Here is a 15158-nt window from a genome sequence, read left to right as displayed (position 1 = left end):
ACAGTTCATCATGTCAACAAGCCGCCGTCAGGCGGCTTGGTTGTTTCTAAGGGCACCTGACGGCACGACGAGACCGAAAAGGAATGCCGGAATGCCCCCGATTTCGATTGAAGACCGCGAGATCTCACTGCCGCGCCCGGCCGTGGTGACGATCCGCGCCGCCAAGCGTCACGACCTGCCGCAGTTGAAAGAGATGATCGCAGCCCTTGCCGCGCATCACAACGATCTGGCCGACATCACCCCCGAAATGCTGGAACGCGACCTTTTCGGCGACCTGCCCTGGATCACCGCACTGGTTGCTGACGCGGGCGACGCCCTGATCGGCTACGCCATTCTGGTGCCGCTCTACCGCGCGCAGCAGGGAAGCCGCGGCATGGACCTGCACCACCTGTTCGTGCGCGACGGTCACCGTGGCCACGGCATCGGCCAGCATCTCGTCTCGCGCGCCCGCGACATTGCCCGCAATGCAGGCTGCGGCTATCTCTCGGTCAGCGCCGCCACCGGCAACTTCGCCGCCCACAAGTTCTACGAACAGATGGATTTCAAGCCACGCCCGGTGACGGGCATGCGGTATATGCAGACGTTGGTGTGAGGGTGGGACCTGGCCATACTGACCGGATGAGCGGGACAGACCATACTGTCAGTGCAGCGCAACCACGTTATTCCGACGCGGGATCGATCGCGCTGACCACACGAGCGACGATGTCATCCATCGTCGCCTCGTCCAATGTCTCGATGTATTTCGCGGTCTTGGCCAGTATTCTGGCCGGTATATCGAAGCTGCGAACCTGATTACAGACGGCGATCCCCGTCGTATCGTGGCCGGTGACAGCAACGGCCAGACCGACATCCCGGGTCAAGGCGCCACCGGTGGTGATCGGCACCGTCATGCTGACGCCCAATGCGTTGATCGCCCGCGGGGTGATCACGACGAACCGATGCCTGTTCTTCATTTCCCGGCCCGCGACAGGGTTGGGATCGATCCAGAAAACATCACCGCGATTGGGTACGTTGCTGCGGACCATCATGAAATCTCGTGGCCGACGGGGTCTCCCTCCATCGCCCAGGCCATGTCCGCATTCAGGCTGGAGACGACCTCGCCGCCTTCGAGCAACTCGCTAAGCTTATAGCGCCGCGGGGTCTTTCTGATCGGCTTTACGACGAGTTCACCGTCGTGCATTTCAAGCGACAGCTGATCGCCGACCTGCAGTTCCATCGTCTTGAGAATGGCAGGCGGAATTGTCACGACGGCTGCCCCGCCCTGCCGCCTGATCTTGGTAATAACGGTCATGGCTTACCTCGTTTGTGCTATAAATATAGCACAACAACGTCGTGCGGCAAGCACGCCAGCCTTACCTTGCCGGCACCGCCTTCAGATAGGCGGCGATGGCCTGCAGGTCGCTTTTCGGCAGATGCGCGATGTTCTTCTGAACCTCCACCATGGATCCGCCGACGCTGTCGAAATCGGGGGTAAAGCCGGTCGCGAGGTATTCGGTGATCTCGTCCTCGCTCCAGGCGCCGATGTCCTTGGAGCCGGGGGTGATGTTGGGAATGCTGCCCTGCCCTTCCGGGTTGGGACCGCCGGCCAGCCACTGTCCTTTTTCGAAGCCACCGAGCGCGTTGCGGGGCGTGTGGCACTCGCCGCAATGGCCGGGACCTTCGACCAGGAACTGGCCGCGTTTGACCTTGTCGTCGGCGGAAGCGAGTTCGACGCGCGGGCCGTCGTCGAAATAGAGGAGCTTCCAGCCGCCGACCGCAAGCCGCTGGTTGAAGGGAAAGCCCAGTTCGTGTGGCGGCGCGACATTGCTGCTGGGCGGCAGGGTCTTCATGTAGCCGTAGAGGTCGTTGACGTCGGCTGCCGACAGGCGCGCGTAGGAGCCGTAGGGAAAGGACGGGTAGAGATGCTCGCCGTTCGGGCCGACGCCTCTCGTCATCGCATCGCCGAATTGGGCAAGCGTCCAGGAACCAATGCCGGCTTTGGGATCGGGCGAGATATTGGGGACGTGGAAGGTGCCGAACGGGCTTTTCAGCGCCAGTCCGCCGGACAGGATCTTTGCGGCGTCGCCTTCGGCACCTTCAGCTGCATGACAACCGGCACAGCCGCCCGCCCAGAACAATTGTTCGCCCTTGGCAAGATCGGGCTGACCGACGCTCGACCAGTAGCCTGCCTCATGCGGCTGCGGCTTTGTCAGTGCCCAGCCGGCAACGGCACCGGCGGCGATAATGACCACGCCGATGCCCAACACTTTTGCCCATCTTGCGGCCATCGCCAACTTTCCTCCGACATTGATGCGCAACGGAACGGCTGCCTTTGCGACAGCCGTTCAAGCATGCAGGCGTGCGCTACTTCTTCAGGCGGTAGGTCTCGTGGCAGGAGCCGCAATTGGCGCCGAGCGTCCCAACGGCCTTCTGGACGCCTGCGGCATCGGTCGGCATCGAAGCGAGGATCATGTCGGCATCGGAGGCAAGCTTGTTCGCTTTGGCGCGGAAATCGGCTTCGTTCTTCCAGATCGCCGGCGATGCTTCCGAATTGGCTTCGGATCCGACAGGGAACTGGTCCGGGAAGGCCTTCATATTGGTGCTGATCGTGGTCAGCGCGGTCTTGATGGCATCGGCGTCGTAGGGTTTGTCGCCTTTGGCGATGTTGCGCATGGCTGCCGTGGAGGCGGCCACCTGCTTCATCATCTGTTCGCGCTTCTCGACCACCGCATCCTGCGCAAGGACAGCGGTGAAGCCGAGACAGAGTGCCGCGGTCGTCATGGCGATAGTTCTGAATTTCATTTCCGGCTCCGATCCCTAAAACGATGTGATGTCTGCGTCTCACATCATCAACGCATTCGCGTAATGATGATGGCAAGCTTACATGACCGAAAGAAGTCACGATTTCGTAATTTAGCGCTCGATTCTAGAAGCCGTCAAACCCAATGCAAAGTCATGTTTTTCAAGCGCTTCAGATCGATCGCGCGTTGGCGGACAGCGTCGCCTGACGATCGCCAGGCTGGATCAGACATCGGGTGATCAGAAACGCAAACACCCGGCGCCTTGCGGCACCGGGTGTCTGGTAAATCAGCAATTGTTGCGCTTACTTGGACGCGGCTTCGTAGCGTTCCAGCACGTAATCCCAGTTGATCAGGCTATCGACGAACGCCTCGAGATACTTCGGGCGGGCGTTGCGATAGTCGATGTAATAGGAATGTTCCCAGACGTCGACGCCGAGAATCGGCTCTGCGCCGTGGACCAGCGGGTTTTCGCCGTTCGGGGTCTTGGAGATGACGAGCTTGCCATCCTTCACCGAAAGCCAGGCCCAGCCGGAGCCGAACTGCGTGGTGCCGGCTGCAATGAAATCAGCCTTGAACTTGTCGTAGCCGCCGAGATCAGATGTGATCGCGGTTTCGAGCTTGCCCGGCAGCTTGTTTCCGCCGCCATCCTTCTTCATCCACTTCCAGAAATGGACGTGGTTGTAATGCTGGGCAGCATTGTTGAAGAGGCCCTGGTTGGTGCCAAAGGACTTCTTGACGACGTCCTCGACCGACAGCTCGGCCATGCCGGCTTCGGCCGCCAGCTTGTTGCCGTTGTCGACATAGGCCTTGTGGTGCTTGTCGTGGTGGTATTCCAGCGTTTCCTTCGACATGAAGGGCGCAAGGGCTTCGTAATCGTATGGAAGTTCGGGAAGTTCGAAAGCCATTGGTATACTCCTTTTGGCAAACACCGTGGGTGAAGGTCGTGCTGGAACATAGGAGCGCGAAGGGGAAGAGGCAACGGTGAACCTTCCAAAAACAACCGCTCAATCGACAAGAAATTGCTGAATTTTCCAAGCATTAGCGAGAGGAATCAATCGCTTTCGCACCGAATGCAGAAACCGGAGAAAATTGACGATGAAAAACTTTGTGGCACCGATCCTCCTCGTTTGCGCAACCACCGCCGTGACGGCCCACGCAGCTTCCGACGATGCGTGGACGACGTTTCAGGCTGACGTCGGCAAGGCGTGTGTGGCGGCCTCGAAAGACCTAATCGAGAACGGAAGGGCCGTGGTCGATCCGTTCGGAAGCCAGTCCTATGGGCTTGCGGTCGTCACCGGCAAAGCCAAAGGCGCCAAGGTCAGGATCAGCACGATCTGCGCCTACGACAAGAAGACCAAAAAGGCCGAAGTGGGTGGCGAGATCTCCGCCGACATGCTGAGGGCAAAACCTGGCAAGTAACATCCGCGACCGCGCGGGTGGCAGCGTTTGGGAACTTTTCCACCACGGCAGACTTTTCCGGGCATGAAACACTGCCGGGAGGGCTGCCGTGTTTGATTTCTTGACCTTCGACTTTCTGACGTCCGATTTCATGATCTTCGTGGCAATCGGCTTTTTCGCGCAGATCATCGATGGCGCGCTCGGCATGGCGTTCGGCGTTCTCACCACCACTAGTCTGCTTGCTTTCGGCGTGCCGCCGGCAGTCGCCAGCGCCATGACGCATGTGACCGAGTGTTTCACGACGGCTGCATCAGGCGCCTCGCATCTCTACCATCGCAACGTCGACTGGCGGCTGGTCAAACGACTGGCGCCGGCCGGCATGATCGGCGGCGCGATCGGCGCCTATCTCCTGTCCAGTATCGACGGCAAGGCGATCGAGCCGTTCGTCTCGGTCTATCTGATGCTGGTCGGATGTTACATTCTCTACAAGGCCTTCTGCCCGGCCTTCAGGCGCGACATCCATGACCGGATCGTGCCCTATGTGGGCGGTGCGGGCGGCGTGCTCGATGCCATGGGCGGCGGCGGATGGGGGCCGATCGTCACCAGTTCGCTTCTCGGCCGCGGCCATGAACCAAAGAAGGTGATCGGCTCCACGAACCTCACCGAATTTGCGGTAACGACGGTGATCTCGGCGACCTTCATCGCCACGCTCGGCTGGTCCGAACTGTCGTCGGCGCTCGGCCTCATCCTCGGCGGCGTGCTGGCGGCCCCGTTCGGAGCGCTGATCGTCAAGCGACTGCCGACCAAACCGCTGATGGTCGCCGTTTCACTGATCATCATCGGTACGGCTGCGGTGCGGATCATCTGAAGCGGCTTGGTCTAAACCGGGACAGATGATACAATCTCACCGAGAAGTCTCCCGGGAGAATCCTATGCGCCACAACCGTTCTTTTACAGTCATGCTTCCTGATGATCTGGCGGATCTCGTGGACAAGAAGGTCGCGTCCGGCGAGTTTTCTGACGAGAGCGCAGTGCTGACTGAAGGTCTTCGGCAGCTGGCCGGTCGCGACAGCGAAACCGAGGACTGGATCCGCCGCGAGGTTGTCCCGACGATCAAGGCCCATGATCCTTCGAGGGTCATTCCGATGCAGGACGTGCGCCGACGCATCGAGGCGCACATGGACTTGCGTGAACAAAGCGCTCACGATCTCTAACCTTCCAGCCCATCGCAACATCCCACATCCGCTGCCCTGCACCTGTCCCTTTGGCGGCTGGCGCGCTAGATAACGGGTATCGCGGTTTCCTCCGGGGGCCGTAGCGGAGTGTTCTCCGACGTCCGATCCTCATCTGCAAAGGTATGTCTTCCATGGCCGAAACGAAAAGCCCGAACCTTCTCGTCATCCTCTTGCACGGTGTCGGCTCCAGTGGCGACAATCTGGCGCCGCTTGGGGAGGAATGGGCGGGGACGCTTGGCGATGCCGTCTTCGTTTCGCCCGATGCGCCGGAGCCTTCAAGCTTTGGTGCCGGGTACCAGTGGTTCAGTGTTGCGGGCGTCACGCCGGAAAATCGCGGCGCGCGGATTGCGGCGGCACGGCCGGGGTTCGATGCCTTGATCAACGGTATCATCGCGGACAACGGCTTTGCCGGCAGGCTTGATCGGGTCGCGCTGGTGGGGTTCTCGCAAGGAACGATCATGGCGCTCGACGCGATCGCAAACGGACGGTTTGGCGTGGGTGCGGTGGTCGGTTTTTCCGGCCGGCTGTCTTCGCCCGAGCCGCTGTCGCCCTCCACGAAGATGCCAGTGTTTCTCGTGCATGGCACCGCCGACGACGTCATCCCGTCATGGGAAAGCGAACAGGCGGCCGACACGTTGGCGAAGCATGGTTTCGACGTGGAGACATCGATCGAGCCCGGGCTCGGACACACGATTTCCGGCGCCGGTGCCGGCCGCGCCGTGGAATTTCTGGCGAAAGTGTTCGGATACGAAGCGCTTTAACGCTGCAAAGAATGGTTGAGGGACGGCGCCTGGATCGGGTGCCGTCCCTCGTCAATCAGACGTCTTCGCCCTTGGTCGAGCGTGCCCAGTCCATGTAGAGTTCGAGCGCCTTGCGGGCGACAGGACCTTCCTGCAGGGAGCGGTCCTCGAACCGGTTCACCGGGGCGATCTTGGAATAGTTGCCGGACGTGAAGATTTCGTCGGCATTGGCGAAATCGGCAGCAGTCAGCGTGACTTCGCGCACGTCGAAGCCGGCACCGCGCAACAGGGTCAGCACGCGCGACCGGGTGATGCCGGCCAGAAACGTGCCGTTGGCGATCGGCGTCATGACCACGCCGTCCTTGACCATGAAGATGTTCGAGGATGCGGTTTCGGCGACATTGCCGTTCATGTCGAGCGCGAGCGCATTGTCGAAGCCGCGGCTTTGCGCCTCGACGATCATGCGGCCGCTGTTGGGATAAAGGCTACCGGTCTTGGCGGCCGTCATGGCGACTTCGGCGCTCGGGCGGCGGAAGGGCGACACGGTGAGCGACGAAGCCTTTGCCGTGTGCATCGGAGCTTCGAACAGGCAGAGCGCAAAGCGGGTCGATTCCGGATCGGCGGCAACCACGCTGGTGGGAAGACCGTGTTCGGCCCAGTACATCGGCTTGATGTAGATCGCCGTCTTGCCGTCGAACTTCTTGACGCCTTCCAGCGCCAGCCGCTCGATCTCTTCTGCGGCCATGACCGGCTTCATGCCCATATTGATGGCCGAGCGGTTGACGCGCTGGCAGTGCATGTTGAGATCCGGAGAGATGCCGTCGAACCAGCGGGCGCCGTCGAACACAGTCGTGCCCAGCCACATGGCGTGCGAGGTGGGTCCGATCAGCTTCGGATTTCCTTCCACCCACTCACCATCCACGTAAGTCCAGGTGGTGGAGCGAGGGGATGTGTCGACGGCCATGATATTCTCCTTCGGGTCTTCAAAGCTTGGCGGGGGTCGCTAAAATTTGGCGTGAATGAAATCCCCGGAGCCCTCAAGGTCAAGCGACAATCCGAGATGATTCATCACAAATATTGATGGCACCCCGAATTGCCGCCGTCTCATGGTCAGGGCGCTCGCTGCGGTGCGGGTGCCGGAAGAAGCGGCGAGTCCGATGGCTGGCGCGGACTGCCCGGCGCTCCCTGCAACAGGTTATCGCTACCCAGCTGACGACTGTCGTTCTGCATCAGGGTGATTGACAAAATGACGGCCACCAGCAGGCCAAGGACAATGAGAAACAACCAGCGCATGTATCGAAAACTCCCTCTCACGCAGAATAACGCGAACATTTCCGTCTGAAACGTTGCGTGATCCCTTCGACCAGAACAGTGGGGCCACTCTGCGGCAACGCAGCAAATCCTTCACAGACGCGGCCCAAAAACGTTGACAGCAGCCGTCCGGGCTTGCAGTCTTGAGCCTCACCTCCCGTTTACGCACTCATTTTTTTACAACGCAGAGGCCATGTCCAGCTCAGGCGCCCTCACCTCAACGGCTCTCAAGTCATCGTCCATGTCGCTGACGCAGGACCTGGTCGACCTGTGTTTTCGCGACGAGATGGATCCCGGCGCACCGCCGACCTGGGAGCCGCTGACGGATGCCGACTACGCCGAGATTACCGAGCGGCTGGTGGAGGATATCGGCGATGAGCCTTTGTGGATCTTTGCCTATGGCTCGCTGATCTGGAAGCCGGGCTTCGATTCGATCGCCTGCCAGCGGGCGACGGCCTATGGCTGGCATCGGTCGTTTTCGCTCCATATCGAACGGGGCCGCGGTTCGCCGGACCAGCCGGGGCTGATGATGATGCTGTCGCGCGGCGGTCGTTGCGACGGCGTGATCTACCGGGTGTCCGATTCGGAGAAACGCGAGCAGATCGACAAGGCGCTGCGCCGCGAGGTGAGCCACAAGGACAGCCTTTCGACCTTCCGTTTTCTCCCCGTGCGGACGCAAGGCGGCGAGACGATCCGGGCACTGACTTTCTGGGCCGGAGGCAAGAGCCCGCGGATCATCCGGCCGCTTCCGCCGCTGCAGGATGTGGCGCCGGTTCTGGCACGCGCCTGTGGCCATCGCGGTTCCTGTGCCGAGTATCTCTATAATACCGTCGTGCATCTGGCCGAATTCGGCATCCGCGACCGCAATCTCTGGCGGCTGCAGGAGATGGTGGCACGCGAAATCGAAGCGATGCACGCTTAAAAGCGTGATGCCGCCCGTCGGGGCCGGCAGTGCGAAATCTGGCACTCTCTCATAAAAGTTGAGGACGGCGGGCTCGATCCGTGTTTGAACGCTTTCGGGGGCGCGTGCGACCCCATCGCGATGACCGGTACCGTGCCAGCGAGACCCATGACGACTCTAGCCACCATAGTGTACCTGACGGTAGCGACCGCGTTCTTCGGGATGACGTTGGCCGAGGGTGTGACACGACGGCTTCCCTGGAGCTTCGACAGGATCATGGGACTTTTGCTGTCGTGCCTGTGGCCGCTGATCCTGATTGCGATCGCGGTCAGCAGTCATCGCGATCGCAGAAATGCAGGATGACGCGGCTGCGCATTACTCCACCGATCCTTGTATATTTCCCGTAGAAGCAGCGCGGCGCTGCCCTATATCCTCGATAACCGAAAAGACGAAGACTGGGGCGACTGGATCGATGCAAAGCATCCTCAACGAAGGCGACACGTGCTGGCGGATTGCCAAGGCGGACAGACTTTCCATCATCATCGATGCAGCCGATTTCTTTCGCTTCGCCAAGCGCACAATGACGAAGGCGAAAAAGTCGATCTACCTGATCGGCTGGGATTTCGACACGCGCATCCAGCTGGAGCCGGGCAAGAAGGATGGCAAGGCTGACAAGGCCGCGAAGAAAGAATGGCCCGACGAGCTTGGCAAGTTTCTGAACGCGCTCGCCGAGCGAAACAACGGGCTCGATATTCGCATTCTCAAATGGGATATCGGGCTGATCAATTCGATCACTCGCGGTGAAACGCCGTTTTATATTCTCAAATGGATGTTCGACAAGCGCATCCATCTGAAGCTCGACGGCGCGCATCCGGCGCTGTCGGCACATCACATGAAGCTTCTCGTCATCGACGACGAAGTGGCATTCTGCGGCGGGATCGACATGACCGTTGGGCGCTGGGACAGTCGCGATCATTCGGAAGACGAGCCGTTGCGCAAGTCGCCGATGGGGTTTGCGCAAGGTCCCTGGCACGATGCCACCACCTGCCTTTCCGGCGAGGCCGCACGGGCGCTCGGCGAAGTCGCACGGCGGCGCTGGAAACTGGCAACCGACGAGACGCTCGATCCGCCCGACGAGAATACCGCCACGGAGAACGATCCCTGGCCGGACGAGCTGGAGGTCGGGTTTCGCGACATCTCGATCGGCATCGCCCGCACCGCGCCTGAATACGAGGGGCGCAGCCAGATCGTCGAGATCGAGACGGCCAAGCTTGCGATCATCGGTTCGGTGAAAAAGACGCTTTATGTCGAGAGCCAGTATTTCGCCTCGCGCCGTATTGCAGAGGCCATGGCGGAACGGCTGAAGGAGCCCGACGGACCGGAAATCGTGCTGATCAATCCGGAGGGCTGCGAAGGCTGGCTGGAAGCCAAGGCGATGGACAGCGCCCGCATTCGGCTGATGAAGATGGTGAAGGACGCCGATGTTCATGATCGCTTCCGGATCTACTACCCTGTCAACGAGGCCCGCACGTCGATCTATGTGCATGCCAAGATGATGTTTGCCGACGACCGGATCGTGAAAATCGGCTCGGCCAATCTTAACAACCGCTCGATGGGCTACGATACGGAATGCGACCTCATCCTCGAGGCGCAGCCGGGTGAGGACACGCTGAGCGAGAAGATCGTCAGCACCCGCGACGATCTCATCGCCGAACATCTTGGGCGCGAACCGCAGGAAGTGCGTGACGCGGTTGCAGCGCATGACGGGTCGATCATCGCGGCCATCGAGGCCTTGAACCGACAGAGCGGCCGAGGTCTGCTGCCGGTCAAGATGCGGGAGCTGAGTGCCGACGAGGAATTGCTGGCTGAATCGGACATTGCCGATCCCGAGCGACCAAGCGGCGTGCGGTACCGGACATCAAACTTTCTGAAACAGCGGTTCGGTCGAGTCGCGAGACGGGCGAAACGGGCGCGCAAAGAGACCTGACGAGGTGGATTGCGCGGCCTCCAGGGCCTTCTTTCGAGCCGATTTGTCGCAGCCGGTCGGGTGATCCTGGGCCGGTCGCTGCTTGATCGCCGGATTTCACGGCCCATCTAGAGTGTGCCTCTTCTTTGCCCGGCTCCCCGTCGGGCCCCCTTTTCCAAGGAGTACATGATGCAAACCGTCAACGCCAACGGCGCCCATATCCCAGCTCTCGGTTTCGGCACGTTCCGCATGCCCGATGCGGATGTTCATCGCATTCTGCCGCAAGCCCTTAAACTCGGCTTCCGCCATGTGGACACTGCGCAGATCTACAAGAACGAGCAGGCTGTCGGCGACGTTCTTCGTCAGTCGGGCATTCCGCGCGACGACATCTTTCTCACCACGAAAGTCTGGGTCGACCGCGTCGGTCACGATGCCTTTATCGCTTCGGTGGACGGAAGCCTTGCCAAGCTGAAGACGGATCACGTCGACCTTCTGCTTCTGCACTGGCCGCAGAGCGAAATGCCGCTGGCCGACCGGATCGGCGCGCTGAACGAGCTGAGAACCGCAGGCAAGGTCAAGAATATCGGCGTTTCCAACTTTTCGACCGCGATGATGGCTGAAGCGGTGAAGTTGTCCGATGCGCCGATCGTCAACAACCAGGTGGAATATCACCCCTATCTCGACCAGACCAAGGTGCTGATGGAAGCGCGCAAGACCGGCATGTCGGTGACCGCCTATTACCTGATGGCCGATGGTGCGGTGCCGAAGGACGAGGTGTTGAAGGAGATCGGCGCGAAGTACAAAAAGACCGCCGCTCAGGTCGTGCTGCGCTGGGCCGTGCAGCAGGAGGGCGTGATCGCGCTGTCGAAGACCGCGACGGAAAGCCGGCTGCCGGAGAATTACGACATCTTCGACTTCTCGCTCTCGCCGCAGGAAATGGAAGCGGTGTTTGCGCTGTCGCGGACAGACGGACGCATCGTATCGCCGGTGCATCTCGCGCCCGAGTGGGACTGATCCGGCTTTAAGGCATCCGTCCGGACCACAGGTCTGTTGGGTCGCTTCCCACACACTCCCGCCGTGGTTTGTGTGGGATCCCGCCCAATTGCCCGGCGAGCCTCCCCCATGCGGCAGCCGAGGCCACGTCTTCTCTTGCCTCTCCCAGCCAGAACCATAGGTCTTGTCACGGGCTGGAAGAGGAGGAGTTTTCATGCATTTTAGAACGATATTGATGTCCGCGGCGGCGGTGGTTGTTACCGCCCTGACCGCCAGCGCGCAGCAAAAGCCTGCGGACCCGGCGCCCAAGGACTGCCCGAGTTCGATGCCTGTAGGGACCGAGTGCTTTGCGGGTCAGGATCTGCACGGCGCCTATTACTGGATCGCCAAGCCGAAGGACTGGAACGGCACCCTTGTCGTTCATGCCCATGGCGGGCCACGCACCGCAAAGCCTACGCCGGACGATCCGGTCGAGGATCTCGAGCGTTTCGCGGTCACCGTTCAGGAGGGCTATGCCTGGGCCGGTTCCAACTATCGCCGCGAAGGCTATGGCGTGCGGATGGCGGCGTCCGATACCGACACTCTGCGCCAGATCGCGATCGCGCTTCTCGGGGAGCCGAAGCATGTCCTGCTGCACGGCCAGTCCTGGGGCGGCAATGTGGCGGCAAAGACTGCCGAACTCTACGCACTCGACTGGCGGGGCCGCAAAAATTACGACGGCGTGGTGCTGACCAGCGGCTTGCTCGCCGGCGGCGGCCATGGCTATGACTTCCGCGCCGATCTGCGGGCCGTCTACCAGTATTACTGCAAGAACCATCCGCGCGCCGACGAAGTGCAGTATCCGGTCTGGCAGGGCCTGCCCAAGGGCGCGAAGATGTCGCGTGACGAGCTGCAGCAGCGCGTCGACGAATGCACCGGCATCTCGCTTGCGAAGGACAAGCGGTCGCCAGAGCAAGCGAAGAACCTCGCCAATATCCTCGCCGTCACCAAGGTGCCGGAAAAGACGCTGGTGGCGCATTTGAGCTGGGCGACCGGATTGTTTTCCGACATCGTCTGGCGGCGCATGGACGGAAAGAATCCGTTCGACAATTCCAACGTTCAGTACAAGGGATCGGACGACGACGCGGCGCTGAACAAGGGTGTCGAGCGGTTCAAGGCGGACCCGCAAGCGGCTCGGCTGATGGCCTATGATGCCGATCTCACCGGCCAGATCGTCGCGCCGACCATCACCCTGCACGCCAAGAACGATCCGACCGTGTTTGTCGATCACGAGGCGATCTATCGCCAAACGGTGGACAAGGCCGGCAATGGCGAGCTGCTGGTGCAGAACTTTTCGGACGAGGCGGAGCATTCCAAGCTCTCGACGCCGCAATATGCAGCGCTGTTTTCCGCCATGCTGAGCTGGATCGACAAGGGCGAGAAACCGACGCCGCAGACGGTGGCAGCCCTGTGTGAAAAGAAAGCCGAGATCTACAAGGAGCCCTGCAAGCTTCTGCCGGATTTCGTGCCGCAGATCCAGGAACGCTAGAGAGCGTCTTGCCGCCTAGATCAGTCAAGGACGGGCGGAGCGCATGCTTCGCCCGTCTTCGTTTGCGATTACAGCCAGCCCTTGCGGCGGAAGTAGAGATACGGCAGTGCCATCGAGACGATCATTAGGCAGAGGGCCAGGTGATAGCCGTAGTGCCATTGCAGTTCCGGCTGGTTGGCGAAGTTCATGCCGTAGACCGAGGCGACGAGCGTTGGCGGCAGGAACACGACGGACGCAACCGAGAAGATCTTGATGATCTGGTTCTGCTCCAGATTGATCAGCCCCAGCGTCGCATCGAGCAGGAAGTTGATCTTGCCGGACATGAAGGCCGAGTGATCGCCAAGCGAGGTGGCATCGCGCTGCAGCAGTTTCAGGCGCTGGCGCATTTCCTTGGGCAGCTTGCGATCGACACCATCGAGGGCGGCATAATAGGCGACGACGCGCGAGACGCTGACGAGGCTTTCGCGCACGACGGTGATGAACTCGCCCTTCTGGCCGATCGCCCGGATCAGTTCCTGCAGGTCGCGCGTCTTCTTGTTGACCTTGGAGGCCTTGGCCGCAAAGATATCGCGCGAGATCTGGTCGATATCGTTGCCGAGCCGCTCCAGCGTATCCGCCATGCGGTCGATGATCGCCTCGACCAGACCGGTCATGATCAGTTCGCCGGTTGCCGAATGAAGGCCGAGCCCGTTGCCCTTGCGGGCACGCGCCATGAAGGCATCGAAGGGACGCGGCTCGGAATAGCGCACGGTGACGAGAACCTGGCCCTTGACGATAAAGGTGACGGGAACCTTGTGCGGCGTGCCGGCATCCGGGCGTGTCAGCACGGTCATGGTCATGAACTCGGCGCCGTCTTCCTGGTAGAGCCGGGAGGAGAGTTCGATATCCTCCATCTCGTCCTGGGTGGGAATGGTAACCCCGAGGCGGGAGCCGACATCGCGCTCTTCCTTGGCCGTCGGGTTGATCAGGTCGTACCAGATCACAGGCGGCTGCGGAGCAACAGACGTCGCATCGGCGGCTGCACTGGCGATTACGGCGTCGGCCGCGACAAGGCGGTCGTGGTCATAGGCATGGATACGCAGCATGACGGCTCCTATTCCGGACCATTGAGGTCCCCGGAGCGCATCACCGATAAGAACGGTTCAGAGCCCCGAAGCGGCAGGTCTATCTGTTGACGTCGAACTTCGACTGTCGGGGTTCATCTCGGTTTGTCCTTTGAAAGAGCGGCACCCGAACGGGTAGCGCTTTGCGCGTGAAATGGAGCGAATACGGTGGAAAGTCAACTCCCCGGCACGCAGGATTGACCCGTCCTTTGCGCTTCTGTAGCAAAGCCGCTCCGACCAAGAGGTATCCCCCCATGCTGCCCTGGATCCAGCTCGACCGCGCAACCATTCCCGGCGCCCTGCCCGGCGAGGAAGGCGAGCTGCGTCTGAAGCAGCGCGGCCAGGAATTCTCGATCATGCTCGGCACCAACGAGCTGATGAACAGCCGTCTCAGCGGCTCGGAAGAAGCGCTGGCGACACTCGCGCAGGAGAAGATCGGCAAGAGGGCCAAGCCTTCGATGCTGATCGGCGGGCTCGGCATGGGGTTCACGCTGAGGGCAGCACTTGCCGTTCTGCCCGAGGATGCGCAGGTGACCGTGGCCGAGCTGGTACCGGCCGTGGTCGACTGGGCGCGAGGGCCGATGGCGCCTGTCTTCAAGGGCTGCCTCGACGATCCGCGCGTGACGATTTTCGAGGGCGATGTCAGCGAGTTGATCCGCTCCTCCACCACTGCCTTCGATGCGATCCTGCTCGATGTCGACAACGGGCCGGACGGGTTGACGCGGGCCTCCAACGACCGGCTCTACACGATGAGTGGTCTCTACGCTGCACGTTCGGCGCTGCGGCCCGGCGGCGTTCTCGCCGTCTGGTCGTCAGGGCCCGACGCGGGCTTCACCCGGCGGCTGAAGGAAGTGGGATTTCAGGCTGACGTGGTGAACACGCGCGCCAATGGCAAGCGCGGCGCAAAGCACGTGATCTGGCTGGCCGCCAAGGGCTGACGTTCGGCCGGCGTTGTTTTGCTCAGACGCCCGGAGGGGCGCTGCCGGCGAACTGGAAATAGAGGAATGCCAGGACCAGGCCCGCGATAATGGCGACCCAGAACAGCATGCGCTTCACACCGGGCGCCATGTTTTTGAACGGCGACTTGCGCGGTGGCTTGACCGGTTTCGGACGCTGGAACTTGATGATGTTGTCGCTCATCGCCGACCTATAGCATAGCTGATCATTTAGAAAAGCCGCCGGCAGTTGTGCCAGCGGCTTTCG

General features: G+C 61.1%; 20 protein-coding genes. 11 read left to right on the top strand and 9 right to left on the bottom strand.

Annotated elements, in window-relative coordinates; translation table 11 throughout:
* Positions 1 to 10 precede the first annotated feature (10 nt).
* On the top strand, positions 11 to 592 hold the full coding sequence (locus ASF70_RS10820; protein ID WP_082471858.1) for a GNAT family N-acetyltransferase: 582 nt from the start codon (positions 11 to 13) through the stop codon (positions 590 to 592).
* Positions 593 to 659: 67 nt separating this feature from the next.
* On the opposite strand, the gene ASF70_RS10815 is transcribed toward ASF70_RS10820, so the two are convergent.
* From ASF70_RS10815 to ASF70_RS10795, 5 genes are all read right to left on the bottom strand, one after another.
* Positions 660 to 1028, bottom strand: coding sequence for a type II toxin-antitoxin system PemK/MazF family toxin (locus ASF70_RS10815; protein ID WP_092661631.1), 369 nt, complete (start codon positions 1026 to 1028; stop codon positions 660 to 662).
* Positions 1025 to 1291 carry an AbrB/MazE/SpoVT family DNA-binding domain-containing protein gene (locus ASF70_RS10810; protein ID WP_062579626.1) on the bottom strand — a complete coding sequence of 89 codons (267 nt, stop codon included), beginning with the start codon at positions 1289 to 1291 and terminating at the stop codon, positions 1025 to 1027. The genes ASF70_RS10815 and ASF70_RS10810 overlap by 4 nt, the downstream gene beginning before the upstream one ends.
* Before the next feature lie 61 nt (positions 1292 to 1352).
* Complete coding sequence (locus ASF70_RS10805; protein ID WP_062579624.1) at positions 1353 to 2267, bottom strand: cytochrome c; 915 nt, start codon at positions 2265 to 2267, stop codon at positions 1353 to 1355.
* A gap of 76 nt (positions 2268 to 2343) precedes the next feature.
* The gene (locus tag ASF70_RS10800; RefSeq protein WP_062579617.1) at positions 2344 to 2781 is read right to left on the bottom strand and encodes a cytochrome c; all 438 of its coding nucleotides are present in this window, start codon (positions 2779 to 2781) and stop codon (positions 2344 to 2346) included.
* Positions 2782 to 3082: 301 nt separating this feature from the next.
* Positions 3083 to 3685 (bottom strand): superoxide dismutase, encoded by a 603-nt coding sequence (locus ASF70_RS10795; protein ID WP_062579615.1) that lies wholly within the window; start codon positions 3683 to 3685, stop codon positions 3083 to 3085.
* Positions 3686 to 3875: 190 nt separating this feature from the next.
* On the opposite strand from ASF70_RS10795, the gene ASF70_RS10790 reads away from it, so the two are divergent.
* The 4 genes from ASF70_RS10790 to ASF70_RS10775 all read left to right on the top strand — a co-directional run bounded on the left by ASF70_RS10790 (position 3876) and on the right by ASF70_RS10775 (position 6174).
* Positions 3876 to 4199 (top strand): hypothetical protein, encoded by a 324-nt coding sequence (locus ASF70_RS10790; RefSeq protein WP_062579613.1) that lies wholly within the window; start codon positions 3876 to 3878, stop codon positions 4197 to 4199.
* 115 nt (positions 4200 to 4314) lie between these two features.
* Positions 4315 to 5046: a sulfite exporter TauE/SafE family protein gene (locus ASF70_RS10785; protein ID WP_062580201.1), complete on the top strand. Its 732-nt coding sequence runs from the start codon at positions 4315 to 4317 to the stop codon at positions 5044 to 5046.
* 64 nt (positions 5047 to 5110) lie between these two features.
* Positions 5111 to 5392: a hypothetical protein gene (locus ASF70_RS10780; RefSeq protein ID WP_062579611.1), complete on the top strand. Its 282-nt coding sequence runs from the start codon at positions 5111 to 5113 to the stop codon at positions 5390 to 5392.
* A gap of 152 nt (positions 5393 to 5544) precedes the next feature.
* A complete protein-coding gene (locus tag ASF70_RS10775; protein WP_062579609.1) occupies positions 5545 to 6174 on the top strand; it encodes a dienelactone hydrolase family protein in 630 nt (209 codons plus the stop codon).
* A 55-nt stretch (positions 6175 to 6229) separates the two neighbouring features.
* On the opposite strand, the gene ASF70_RS10770 is transcribed toward ASF70_RS10775, so the two are convergent.
* Positions 6230 to 7117, bottom strand: a complete 888-nt coding sequence (locus ASF70_RS10770) for a branched-chain amino acid aminotransferase (RefSeq protein ID WP_062579607.1) — start codon at positions 7115 to 7117, stop codon at positions 6230 to 6232.
* Positions 7118 to 7263: 146 nt separating this feature from the next.
* Positions 7264 to 7446, bottom strand: a complete 183-nt coding sequence (locus ASF70_RS10765; RefSeq protein WP_062453508.1) for a hypothetical protein — start codon at positions 7444 to 7446, stop codon at positions 7264 to 7266.
* A 211-nt stretch (positions 7447 to 7657) separates the two neighbouring features.
* Here ASF70_RS10765 and ASF70_RS10760 point away from each other — a divergent pair, with 211 nt between their 5' ends.
* From ASF70_RS10760 to ASF70_RS10740, 5 genes are all read left to right on the top strand, one after another.
* Entirely contained in the window at positions 7658 to 8386 is a 729-nt protein-coding gene (locus ASF70_RS10760; protein WP_244474008.1) for a gamma-glutamylcyclotransferase, read from the top strand.
* Positions 8387 to 8533: 147 nt separating this feature from the next.
* On the top strand, positions 8534 to 8728 hold the full coding sequence (locus ASF70_RS10755) for a hypothetical protein (protein ID WP_062453509.1): 195 nt from the start codon (positions 8534 to 8536) through the stop codon (positions 8726 to 8728).
* Positions 8729 to 8837: 109 nt separating this feature from the next.
* The gene (locus tag ASF70_RS10750) at positions 8838 to 10352 is read left to right on the top strand and encodes a phospholipase D-like domain-containing protein (RefSeq protein WP_062579601.1); all 1515 of its coding nucleotides are present in this window, start codon (positions 8838 to 8840) and stop codon (positions 10350 to 10352) included.
* Between the two features lie 168 nt (positions 10353 to 10520).
* The gene (locus ASF70_RS10745) at positions 10521 to 11345 is read left to right on the top strand and encodes an aldo/keto reductase (RefSeq protein ID WP_062579599.1); all 825 of its coding nucleotides are present in this window, start codon (positions 10521 to 10523) and stop codon (positions 11343 to 11345) included.
* A gap of 193 nt (positions 11346 to 11538) precedes the next feature.
* Complete coding sequence (locus ASF70_RS10740; RefSeq protein ID WP_062579597.1) at positions 11539 to 12852, top strand: hypothetical protein; 1314 nt, start codon at positions 11539 to 11541, stop codon at positions 12850 to 12852.
* 68 nt (positions 12853 to 12920) lie between these two features.
* On the opposite strand, the gene ASF70_RS10735 is transcribed toward ASF70_RS10740, so the two are convergent.
* Positions 12921 to 13937, bottom strand: coding sequence for a magnesium transporter CorA family protein (locus ASF70_RS10735; protein WP_062579595.1), 1017 nt, complete (start codon positions 13935 to 13937; stop codon positions 12921 to 12923).
* Positions 13938 to 14209: 272 nt separating this feature from the next.
* On the opposite strand from ASF70_RS10735, the gene ASF70_RS10730 reads away from it, so the two are divergent.
* Positions 14210 to 14893 carry a hypothetical protein gene (locus ASF70_RS10730; protein ID WP_062579593.1) on the top strand — a complete coding sequence of 228 codons (684 nt, stop codon included), beginning with the start codon at positions 14210 to 14212 and terminating at the stop codon, positions 14891 to 14893.
* 22 nt (positions 14894 to 14915) lie between these two features.
* Here the strand turns inward: ASF70_RS10730 and ASF70_RS10725 are convergent, their stop codons facing one another.
* The gene (locus tag ASF70_RS10725) at positions 14916 to 15095 is read right to left on the bottom strand and encodes a hypothetical protein (protein ID WP_062579592.1); all 180 of its coding nucleotides are present in this window, start codon (positions 15093 to 15095) and stop codon (positions 14916 to 14918) included.
* Between the last annotated feature and the right edge of the window lie 63 nt (positions 15096 to 15158).

It is taken from the genome of Rhizobium sp. Leaf321, assembly GCF_001423215.1.
Taxonomy (GTDB): Bacteria; Pseudomonadota; Alphaproteobacteria; order Rhizobiales; family Rhizobiaceae; genus Neorhizobium; species Neorhizobium soli.
The sequence above is the reverse complement of the archived record's forward strand: the minus strand, read 5'-3'. Positions and strand labels throughout refer to the sequence as shown.

What these genes read in the sequence shown, in the direction of transcription:
- ASF70_RS10820 (WP_082471858.1), top strand. Translation starts at nt 11, where the DNA reads ATGTCAACAAGCCGCCGTCAGGCGGCTTGGTTGTTTCTAAGGGCACCT.
- ASF70_RS10815 (WP_092661631.1), bottom strand. Translation starts at nt 1,028, where the DNA reads ATGATGGTCCGCAGCAACGTACCCAATCGCGGTGATGTTTTCTGGATC.
- ASF70_RS10810 (WP_062579626.1), bottom strand. Translation starts at nt 1,291, where the DNA reads ATGACCGTTATTACCAAGATCAGGCGGCAGGGCGGGGCAGCCGTCGTG.
- ASF70_RS10805 (WP_062579624.1), bottom strand. Translation starts at nt 2,267, where the DNA reads ATGGCCGCAAGATGGGCAAAAGTGTTGGGCATCGGCGTGGTCATTATC.
- ASF70_RS10800 (WP_062579617.1), bottom strand. Translation starts at nt 2,781, where the DNA reads ATGAAATTCAGAACTATCGCCATGACGACCGCGGCACTCTGTCTCGGC.
- ASF70_RS10795 (WP_062579615.1), bottom strand. Translation starts at nt 3,685, where the DNA reads ATGGCTTTCGAACTTCCCGAACTTCCATACGATTACGAAGCCCTTGCG.
- ASF70_RS10790 (WP_062579613.1), top strand. Translation starts at nt 3,876, where the DNA reads ATGAAAAACTTTGTGGCACCGATCCTCCTCGTTTGCGCAACCACCGCC.
- ASF70_RS10780 (WP_062579611.1), top strand. Translation starts at nt 5,111, where the DNA reads ATGCGCCACAACCGTTCTTTTACAGTCATGCTTCCTGATGATCTGGCG.
- ASF70_RS10775 (WP_062579609.1), top strand. Translation starts at nt 5,545, where the DNA reads ATGGCCGAAACGAAAAGCCCGAACCTTCTCGTCATCCTCTTGCACGGT.
- ASF70_RS10770 (WP_062579607.1), bottom strand. Translation starts at nt 7,117, where the DNA reads ATGGCCGTCGACACATCCCCTCGCTCCACCACCTGGACTTACGTGGAT.
- ASF70_RS10765 (WP_062453508.1), bottom strand. Translation starts at nt 7,446, where the DNA reads ATGCGCTGGTTGTTTCTCATTGTCCTTGGCCTGCTGGTGGCCGTCATT.
- ASF70_RS10760 (WP_244474008.1), top strand. Translation starts at nt 7,658, where the DNA reads ATGTCCAGCTCAGGCGCCCTCACCTCAACGGCTCTCAAGTCATCGTCC.
- ASF70_RS10755 (WP_062453509.1), top strand. Translation starts at nt 8,534, where the DNA reads ATGACGACTCTAGCCACCATAGTGTACCTGACGGTAGCGACCGCGTTC.
- ASF70_RS10750 (WP_062579601.1), top strand. Translation starts at nt 8,838, where the DNA reads ATGCAAAGCATCCTCAACGAAGGCGACACGTGCTGGCGGATTGCCAAG.
- ASF70_RS10745 (WP_062579599.1), top strand. Translation starts at nt 10,521, where the DNA reads ATGCAAACCGTCAACGCCAACGGCGCCCATATCCCAGCTCTCGGTTTC.
- ASF70_RS10740 (WP_062579597.1), top strand. Translation starts at nt 11,539, where the DNA reads ATGCATTTTAGAACGATATTGATGTCCGCGGCGGCGGTGGTTGTTACC.
- ASF70_RS10735 (WP_062579595.1), bottom strand. Translation starts at nt 13,937, where the DNA reads ATGCTGCGTATCCATGCCTATGACCACGACCGCCTTGTCGCGGCCGAC.
- ASF70_RS10730 (WP_062579593.1), top strand. Translation starts at nt 14,210, where the DNA reads ATGCTGCCCTGGATCCAGCTCGACCGCGCAACCATTCCCGGCGCCCTG.
- ASF70_RS10725 (WP_062579592.1), bottom strand. Translation starts at nt 15,095, where the DNA reads ATGAGCGACAACATCATCAAGTTCCAGCGTCCGAAACCGGTCAAGCCA.